Origin of the sequence: Leptolyngbya sp. FACHB-671 (genome assembly GCF_014695745.1) — a bacterium.
Taxonomy (GTDB): Bacteria; Cyanobacteriota; Cyanobacteriia; order Elainellales; family Elainellaceae; genus JAAUTN01.
Genome location: NZ_JACJOV010000098.1, coordinates 1 through 7,382, shown reverse-complemented (window position 1 = coordinate 7,382; position 7,382 = coordinate 1). Strand labels below are relative to the sequence as shown.

Here is a 7,382-nt window from a genome sequence, read left to right as displayed (position 1 = left end):
CGTCTACGGCATTACCTAGCACGGCTGCACCGTAAAACCTTGTGCTACTCCAAATCCCTTGAGATGTTGAAATGTTCACTCCGTTTGCTGCTTCACTATTTGAAGTATCGAGCTATTCCTCTACCTACTTAACCATTACGGTTTCAGCAACGCCCTCAACGGTGATGTCAATCAGGGAGTTCACTCTAAACCCCCAACTCGCAATCTTGCTCAGCTCAAGCAAAGACTCATCTCTCATCTGCGTAAATTGCAGAAGTTGCCATCGCGCATTCAGAAGTATTTTGAGCATCCATTTATTGCTTATGCTTCGAACAAGATGCAATCTCAATGATTGCCGGGTTAATAGTTCAAAGAAATGGCTGCAAGCAATGGTCACAGTAAAGGTAGTTCAAAACGATAGAGGTAGTGGTATGGTTCTCACAAAAACACAGACAACTGCATCTCAGGTAGAAATACTTGCCAAACTCTACCTAGAAGGCAAACCAGCTGAGATTTCTGATGAAACTATGGCCCAACTCTGTGATTGGCTTATGGATGAATTCCATCAATTGCCTCTAAATCTGCAATTTTCAGATTACATGCGTTACGCCAACGTGAAAGAGCTGTTTGCGGATATTGAGCAAAGCCATCTCTGGGTTTCTGCTGACAGTTACGATTCTTCTGTATATCCCAATCCAATCTACGGATTTATCTTTCAGGGAATGCACGACTACGACCACTACTTGACGGACAGTGACTTCAGCCTAGAAGGGGAAATCGCAGCTTACAACTTCACTGCAAAACGAGTTCCCAGTTTAGAGATTCAGAAGATTTTATATTCGGAAATTGTGCTGCGATCGGCTGCTTATCTTCATCGAGGACATGCAGCCGATCCTAAGATCGTTTTTCCATAAACAACGGCAAAGATAACAATCATGCACAACTGTCGTATCGCTCTGGTATCGTCATTTTATAACAGAGGGGTTGGGCGTTAGCATGGAGGGAGGAATTGTATGCGACGCGATAATTTTCAGCAAAGCTGGCGGGGTTGAGACACCTGAGCTTGAGCTTTACCGATATCATAGATATCACCAATGCAAACGGATGATTCTGTTTGATCAGCAACCGTAAAGTTTTCTCCAAACGCTCTGTAGGATAAATCTGTTACTCTCTGCGTGCGCTTTATCTTAGAGCAGCCTCCCCACATCTGAATTCCTAAACTGATGGTGCTACCTGAAGCTCATATCGTCTAATCAAACTTAAACTGTCGCGAGGGTGAAAAAATGAGAGTTCATTATCTACAGCATGTTCCCTTCGAGGGACTGGGCACTATTTCGACCTGGATGGCTACACAAAACCATTCGTTATCATCCACCAAACTCTACGCCAACGATCCGTTACCAACGGTGAATGATTTTGATTGGCTGATCGTTTTGGGTGGCTCAATGAATATCTATGAAGAGGAGCAGTACCCCTGGCTAATCGCAGAGAAACAACTAATCAAACAGGCGATCGAGGAAGACAAGATAGTGCTTGGCATTTGTCAGGGAGCGCAACTGATCGCGGATGCTCTGGGTTCAAAAGTGTATGCGGGGCAACATAAAGAAATCGGATGGTTTCTGATCGAATACAACAGAAGCAGTTCAGCAATCCGGTGCCCTTGAGTTTCTACCCGCTCAACTAACAGTTTTTCATTGGCACGGAGATACGTTTGAGTTACCAGAAAAAGCAACCCGCCTAGCCTACAGCGAGGGTTGCCTCAATCAAGCATTTCTGTACGGCGAAAAGGTGCTTGGCTTGCAATTTCACCTAGAAATGAATCGACCAGGTGTACAGCAGCTCATTGAAAACTGTGCCTCCGAATTAATTCCAGGGAAGTATATTCAGACTTTCGAGGAAATGCTTTCTGAGAATAAGAACTTTGCAGAAATTCATGAGGTCATGTACCAGTTTCTGGAACTGCTCTCACATCAATACCAAAGAGACAAGTGAATGTGTTGGGCAAAAGATGCTCAGAGTTTCAACAATGACTCCCACGTAGATTTAGAGCAAGTGAGTGCAAAATATCAGCAGATCTTTCAGAGTACTCAGCGATCGATGTTTAATCTGTTCTCAATACGATTCATTCGCTCATTCGAGCGATCGCCACAACAGTTCATTCAGGGATCGACAATGCAGAAAATTTATGAAATCAATTACGATCGATTTAACTCGAATAATTTCTTGCCGATCACACCACAACTGGAGGACAGTACGATCTGATCGAAGGTTATTTTCCATCTGGTTCTCAAACTCCTCTCCATCGCCACACGCGCTATTCCAAACAGCTATACGTGCTAGAAGGAGAGTTCACCGTTTACTCTGAAATAGTTGTGATCAATGGGTCGGGCACCGGGAAGGAGCGCTGCTTCAGCAGCGTAAACTGTCGTAATCCGGCATCATAAGCGAATACCTTGCCGGTCTCTATTTCATACATCCAAGCATGTAGATTCATCTGCCCGCTATGCAGCGTGGACCGAATAACAGGATACGTTTCTAAATTCTCTATTTGCGTCAACACATTCTGCTCGATCGCGATCTTGAGCAATCGCTCGGGCTCCATGTTCGCATAATTATCTAACACTAACCGCCGGGTCGCTTCTCCATGGCGCTTCAACCAGTCGTAGACCAGCGGCATCTGCTCACTCAGATTGCCGATTTGCAGCAACCCCTTCATGGCTCCACAGTGGGAATGACCACAAACAATGATGTCTCGCACTCCGACTCCAGCTACTGCATACTCTACCCCGGCGGCTTCAGCACCACTAGCGGCTCCATAAGACGGAATGATATTACCCACATTCCGCATCACGAATAGTTCACCGGGCTGAGACTGTGTGATCAAGCAGGGATCAATCCGTGAATCGGAACAAGTAATGAATAGAACTTCGGGGGTCTGCCCGTTCGACAGTCGTTCAAACAGTTCTCGATTTTCGGTGAAGTAGTCGCTGTGAAACGCATTGAGTCCTTGGATCAGACCGGTCACTGACATAAATTGATTCCTACTGTTGATAAAGCTAGTGAGTGTACTCGCACTGCATCCTCAGAAGCGGATGTAGTTCTATCCTTCCCTTACTACACGCGAGTCGTAACATTTTCCGTACTTCCGTAAAGGAATGTTAATAAGTCCTTAGTCGTGTGTCTCAAGCAAAGTTTGTCGAAGTAGTCCTTGAAATTGCTGCTTAGAGAAACACGAATGATGCAGATTGTTCGTCACTCAGGGATCCTACGACACAACCATTTTTGCGACACAACCGGAAGAATTGGGTGAGTAATCTACCACTCAATTAACTTATGCATTAGCTTGATCAGATTGGAGTTAATCAGAGTGAATCTATCCGGTGGAGCGATTCAATCAATTCCTCAACCTCATCATCATTGGGACACTGCTTAACCTGCGACTTGAACCATTCCATCTCTTCAGACTCCACATCTTGCAGTTGATAAACTAGCAATGTCCCAGCTAAACGAGCCAGGGTAATGGGTGCATAAACAATATGGCTCAACAAATCAACGGCAGCCTGATAAACCTGCTGGGCGGCTTGCTGATCAATTGGTTGTCCCATTTGCAGAGCAATCTCTTGTAAGCTCTGCTCAATCGAGCGCTGCAACTGTTGTTCATCGTTTGGAGAAGGGGAGTTCATCTGATTCACTGAAATGGGTTAGAAAAAAGCTAAAGGCGAAACGGAGCAGTTGCAAGCAGCAGCAGGGAGAGAGCTGATTCTATCCCAAATAATAAACTGGTAGTAAACAACTGTACAAGCTCCACCAGAATTCACTAACTGCCTTTGTTAACCTGTTTGGTAGTGGTTTAGGATCGGTGGATAGTAATTTCAAAGTACTCACTGTTGCTGACATTGCGCTTTCAGCAGTCATAGGTCCAGAACGCTAGCAACTTGCTTAGCTCACAAGTTTAAGACGGGGCAACATCAGAATGCAGCAGATACGATTGCGTTAGGGGATAATGGTGACTGGTGCGTCAAAGGCACTTAAAAAAGTTACGCCAGATAGATCCGATGAAACCGATTCAAGAAACGTTTTTAGAGCTGGACTGGGAAGATGCCGATGAGGCCCGCCAAGCGAGAGATACAAGGGCTGAAGAACTGCAGTCTCAAGGCTTTGTTTGTGTCCTTGAAAATCTTTACAACGCGGTTGATGGGCGGCAAGTGTTTATGATTGTCGCTACAGAAGCAGAAAAAATTGATGCGCTGAGGACGCGAGACTCGAATCGGAGTGACTCTCGCGACGGTTCCAGGAGCCGAGCGCTCGTCCCAAAACGAAAGGGCAAGTCTGTAGCAGAGCCAGAAATCTGCTGAGTTCCTGACGGCAGGACGAATGCTAACTCTACTTTGCCTACCTGAAACCTGGTGAGAGCCCGGTGCTACGGCTGTGTCGGGAAAAAATGAACTGCTACCCATAGAGCAGCAGTATATGTGCTTCAACGCTACTTATAGCGCTTTCAGAATTTTTTGCGACACAGCAAGCTTTTGGTGCTTAGTTCGATGTTACTGCAACCGCTGAACGTAGCCGTTATGGGCCTCAAGTCCTCGGTAGGATGTAATGCTGCTACCGAGGACTTGAAAGTATTCACTCGCTATCTTTCCTTCATTTGCCTGCGCTCACTATTTGTAATCCGTCGATTCAGCCAGAGCACGCCATTGTGCCGTTTCTTGCTCGACGTAAGCGTTCTTCTGGGCAATGGCTCGAAGGGTGTCTGTACCGAGCGGCAACCGTAATGGTGGAGTATCTGCATTCGCAAGCTGAAGCATCGCTTGGGCAAGCTTGGTGGGGTCTCCCGGTTGTTGATAGCTCAGTTCAGAGGCAAGTTTACGAACTTTACCAACCGTCTCCGCGTAATCTGGAATTTCTGTCGCGGTCTTCTGGAGTGAGCTGCCATCGAGAAAATTGGTGCGGAAGTATCCTGGCTCAACAACTGTCGCATGGATGCCCAGAGGCGCTAACTCATCATGCAGTGCTTCGGTAATGCCTTCGACTGCAAACTTGGTTGAGGAGTAAACGCCCCACCCGGGAGTGGAGCGATAGCCCCCGATCGATGAGAGGTTAATAATGTGTCCAGAGCGACGCTGACGCATACTGGGCAATACGGCACGGGTCATATTCAACAGCCCGAAAACATTGGTGCGATAGACCCGCTCAACCTCGTCTGCACTGGTTTCTTCGATACCGCCGAGTAGACCGAATCCTGCATTGTTGACTAACACATCAATCTGCCCAAAGCGTTCCAGTGCTGCTGCAACTGCCGCTTGCACCTGAGTCTCATCGGTAATATCTAGGCTGAGCGCCAACACATTTGGGTTCGACTCAAATTGATCCAGATCAGTCTTTTTACGAGCGGTCGCAATTAATTGGTCTCCTGCTGCTAAAACGGCTTTCGCGATTTCGGCTCCAATTCCACGAGAAGCCCCTGTAATGAACCATGTTTTGTGAGTCATTGGTCTATCTCCTTTATTGCCTTATTCTTTCATTACCTTTCTGGCATGGGTTCATAATAGGCTTTAGAAGTGAGGTTCTAAATACACAAACTTTTCAGGTTCTTGCCTAATTTTCTCAAACAGGAGGAGGATGCTCAAAAGAATTCCCTATAATAGGCGTAGCAAAACGATGAGAGAGATGTCTCACGATTGGGTCAAAGTATTTACTCGCCCACCGTTTAGCGTCCTTGGGCGAATCTTTAGTTGATACACCGTTTGAGTGGTTGCAGATTGACGAGGTGCGATCGCCGTCAGCAGAGTAGATGCCAGGATCTGCACTCATTTTGCTGGTCAAAGTATGTTGCCTACTAGAGCATTCCAGCACCGAGACAGCTTTGAAGCATTTGGGTAGAGGAAAAACTCCAAAAGTTGCGCGATGCTGAAAGTAGGACCTGCTAAAATTGTTCAATTATGAATCGACTGGATAAGAGCTGCTCAGATGTTGCTCAGTTTTGGGATTCGAGCGTGCCTGGGATTGAGTTCTTCTCTGCCCGATTGTTTCGTCATAGCTTTACCAAGCACGTTCACGAAACCTCCACTGTGGGTATTAACGATGGTGGGCAAGGATGCTTTAGCTATCAAGGTGAAGCGCGTTGTGCGTACCCTGGAAGTTTTAACTTGATCAATCCAGATGAAGCTCATACGGGTCAAGCTTCATCCAGTGAGGGGTGGATCTATCGGAATCTCTACATTACTGTGCCCTTGATTGAGCAAGTGCTGGAGCAGATTGAATGGCAAGGGCAGGGACTGCCTTATTTCGTAGCGCCTGTTGTTGGGGATCAATCCCTACAATCTACTTTTCGGCAACTTTTTGATGTGCTGGAAACCCCGACTTCTCTGCTAGAGCAGCAATCCCTCCTGCTTGAGTTTTTCACACAACTCTTTGCTAAACATGCAGAGCCTCACTACTCGCCACGATTGCCTAAATCAGAAACGCAAGCGATCGCTCAGGTTCGTACTTACCTGGAAGCGCACTATAGCCAAGCGATTACGATTGAAAGGCTTGCAACATTGGTTGGGCTCAATCCTGATTACTTAATTCGCAGTTTTCATCAGCAGGTTGGATTACCGCCTCATCGCTATCAGCAGTACTGCCAACTCCGGCAGGCGAAACAATCACTCCGCACGGCGACACCTCTTTGTGAGATCGCGACCGACCGCGGTTTTTACGATCAAAGTCACTTGAATCACCACTTCAAACGCGTTTTTGGAGTTACTCCAGGGCAATATCGTCAGTCAGTTTTGTCCAAAACGGTTGGGTTGTACGAACCGTAAGCTGACGAGATGATTCAAGACTTTCGATGGAGGAAGTGAACAAAATGGAACAAATAAACTTTTTGCTGTTTTGTACCACTGCATTAGCTTTGATAGCCACTCCGGGTCCAGATATGCTCTACGTTGCCACCCGGAGCCTGACCCAGGGCAAAGCAATTGGACTCGTATCAATGCTCGGTATTTGTGCTGGATACCTTGTCCATACCTGTTTCGCTATGATGGGTCTGTCGGCGATTCTTCAAGCGTCGGAAGTTCTATTACAACATTGTTCGCTTGTCGGGTGCTGCCTACCTCCTCTACTTATTAACCCGACAATCATTGAGATTGCATCTTGTTCGAAGCATAAGCAATAAATGGATGCTCAAAATACTTCTGAATGCGCGATGGCAACTTCTGCAATTTACGCAGATGAGAGATGAGTCTTTGCTTGAGCTGAGCAAGATTGCGAGTTGGGGGTTTAGAGTGAACTCCCTGATTGACATCACCGTTGAGATATTCGACGGGATTCAATTGGGGTGAGTAGGACGGCAAGTAGAACAGTTCAATCTGCTCTTTGTGCTCAGCTAGCCATTGCCGCACTTGCTGTCCTCGATGCAC

The 7,382-nt window shown here is 46.6% G+C and carries 13 protein-coding genes and 1 pseudogene; 7 read left to right on the top strand and 7 right to left on the bottom strand.

The features are described from left to right. Positions 1-132, top strand: a pseudogene (locus H6F93_RS14105) (IS1 family transposase); the annotation flags it as partial. Here the strand turns inward: H6F93_RS14105 and H6F93_RS14100 are convergent. After that, the gene (locus H6F93_RS14100) at positions 125-289 is read right to left on the bottom strand and encodes a hypothetical protein (RefSeq protein WP_190681704.1); all 165 of its coding nucleotides are present in this window, start codon (positions 287-289) and stop codon (positions 125-127) included. The pseudogene H6F93_RS14105 and the gene H6F93_RS14100 sit on opposite strands and share 8 nt — an antisense overlap. 121 nt (positions 290-410) lie before the next feature. Between H6F93_RS14100 and H6F93_RS14095 the strand changes: the two genes are divergently transcribed. Further along, positions 411-893, top strand: a complete 483-nt coding sequence (locus H6F93_RS14095; protein WP_190681701.1) for a transposase — start codon at positions 411-413, stop codon at positions 891-893. A gap of 116 nt (positions 894-1,009) precedes the next feature. Here H6F93_RS14095 and H6F93_RS14090 read toward each other — a convergent pair whose 3' ends face one another. Then, positions 1,010-1,186: an MOSC domain-containing protein gene (locus tag H6F93_RS14090; RefSeq protein ID WP_190681698.1), complete on the bottom strand. Its 177-nt coding sequence runs from the start codon at positions 1,184-1,186 to the stop codon at positions 1,010-1,012. Positions 1,187-1,262: 76 nt separating this feature from the next. Here H6F93_RS14090 and H6F93_RS33365 point away from each other — a divergent pair, with 76 nt between their 5' ends. Continuing rightward, positions 1,263-1,643 (top strand): type 1 glutamine amidotransferase, encoded by a 381-nt coding sequence (locus H6F93_RS33365; protein WP_199313715.1) that lies wholly within the window; start codon positions 1,263-1,265, stop codon positions 1,641-1,643. Between the two features lie 328 nt (positions 1,644-1,971). Next, the gene (locus H6F93_RS14080; protein ID WP_190681695.1) at positions 1,972-2,241 is read left to right on the top strand and encodes a hypothetical protein; all 270 of its coding nucleotides are present in this window, start codon (positions 1,972-1,974) and stop codon (positions 2,239-2,241) included. A gap of 94 nt (positions 2,242-2,335) precedes the next feature. Here H6F93_RS14080 and H6F93_RS14075 read toward each other — a convergent pair whose 3' ends face one another. Both H6F93_RS14075 and H6F93_RS14070 read right to left on the bottom strand, forming a co-directional pair. Continuing rightward, positions 2,336-3,010, bottom strand: coding sequence for a carbonic anhydrase (locus tag H6F93_RS14075; protein ID WP_190681692.1), 675 nt, complete (start codon positions 3,008-3,010; stop codon positions 2,336-2,338). A 331-nt stretch (positions 3,011-3,341) separates the two neighbouring features. Continuing rightward, entirely contained in the window at positions 3,342-3,662 is a 321-nt protein-coding gene (locus H6F93_RS14070; RefSeq protein ID WP_190681689.1) for a hypothetical protein, read from the bottom strand. A 372-nt stretch (positions 3,663-4,034) separates the two neighbouring features. Here H6F93_RS14070 and H6F93_RS14065 point away from each other — a divergent pair, with 372 nt between their 5' ends. Continuing rightward, positions 4,035-4,334, top strand: a complete 300-nt coding sequence (locus tag H6F93_RS14065) for a hypothetical protein (RefSeq protein ID WP_190681686.1) — start codon at positions 4,035-4,037, stop codon at positions 4,332-4,334. A 306-nt stretch (positions 4,335-4,640) separates the two neighbouring features. On the opposite strand, the gene H6F93_RS14060 is transcribed toward H6F93_RS14065, so the two are convergent. Next, positions 4,641-5,471, bottom strand: a complete 831-nt coding sequence (locus H6F93_RS14060; RefSeq protein WP_190681683.1) for an oxidoreductase — start codon at positions 5,469-5,471, stop codon at positions 4,641-4,643. A gap of 183 nt (positions 5,472-5,654) precedes the next feature. Continuing rightward, the gene (locus tag H6F93_RS34670) at positions 5,655-5,789 is read right to left on the bottom strand and encodes a hypothetical protein (RefSeq protein ID WP_277882852.1); all 135 of its coding nucleotides are present in this window, start codon (positions 5,787-5,789) and stop codon (positions 5,655-5,657) included. Positions 5,790-5,975: 186 nt separating this feature from the next. On the opposite strand from H6F93_RS34670, the gene H6F93_RS14055 reads away from it, so the two are divergent. Together H6F93_RS14055 and H6F93_RS35800 are read left to right on the top strand one after the other, a co-directional pair. Next, the gene (locus H6F93_RS14055) at positions 5,976-6,785 is read left to right on the top strand and encodes an AraC family transcriptional regulator (protein WP_347277292.1); all 810 of its coding nucleotides are present in this window, start codon (positions 5,976-5,978) and stop codon (positions 6,783-6,785) included. Positions 6,786-6,811: 26 nt separating this feature from the next. Continuing rightward, complete coding sequence (locus H6F93_RS35800) at positions 6,812-7,138, top strand: LysE family translocator (RefSeq protein ID WP_190644150.1); 327 nt, start codon at positions 6,812-6,814, stop codon at positions 7,136-7,138. Here the strand turns inward: H6F93_RS35800 and H6F93_RS14045 are convergent. Further along, positions 7,101-7,382: transposase (locus tag H6F93_RS14045; protein ID WP_190681674.1), on the bottom strand; the 282-nt coding region annotated here is incomplete at its 5' end. The genes H6F93_RS35800 and H6F93_RS14045 overlap by 38 nt on opposite strands.

Excerpts from the sequence above, each read along its gene's own strand:
- H6F93_RS14060 (WP_190681683.1), bottom strand. The coding sequence starts at position 5,471 with ATGACTCACAAAACATGGTTCATTACAGGGGCTTCTCGTGGAATTGGA.
- H6F93_RS33365 (WP_199313715.1), top strand. The coding sequence starts at position 1,263 with ATGAGAGTTCATTATCTACAGCATGTTCCCTTCGAGGGACTGGGCACT.
- H6F93_RS14070 (WP_190681689.1), bottom strand. The coding sequence starts at position 3,662 with ATGAACTCCCCTTCTCCAAACGATGAACAACAGTTGCAGCGCTCGATT.
- H6F93_RS14100 (WP_190681704.1), bottom strand. The coding sequence starts at position 289 with ATGCTCAAAATACTTCTGAATGCGCGATGGCAACTTCTGCAATTTACG.
- H6F93_RS14095 (WP_190681701.1), top strand. The coding sequence starts at position 411 with ATGGTTCTCACAAAAACACAGACAACTGCATCTCAGGTAGAAATACTT.
- H6F93_RS35800 (WP_190644150.1), top strand. The coding sequence starts at position 6,812 with ATGGAGGAAGTGAACAAAATGGAACAAATAAACTTTTTGCTGTTTTGT.
- H6F93_RS14080 (WP_190681695.1), top strand. The coding sequence starts at position 1,972 with ATGTGTTGGGCAAAAGATGCTCAGAGTTTCAACAATGACTCCCACGTA.
- H6F93_RS14090 (WP_190681698.1), bottom strand. The coding sequence starts at position 1,186 with ATGTGGGGAGGCTGCTCTAAGATAAAGCGCACGCAGAGAGTAACAGAT.
- H6F93_RS14065 (WP_190681686.1), top strand. The coding sequence starts at position 4,035 with ATGAAACCGATTCAAGAAACGTTTTTAGAGCTGGACTGGGAAGATGCC.
- H6F93_RS14075 (WP_190681692.1), bottom strand. The coding sequence starts at position 3,010 with ATGTCAGTGACCGGTCTGATCCAAGGACTCAATGCGTTTCACAGCGAC.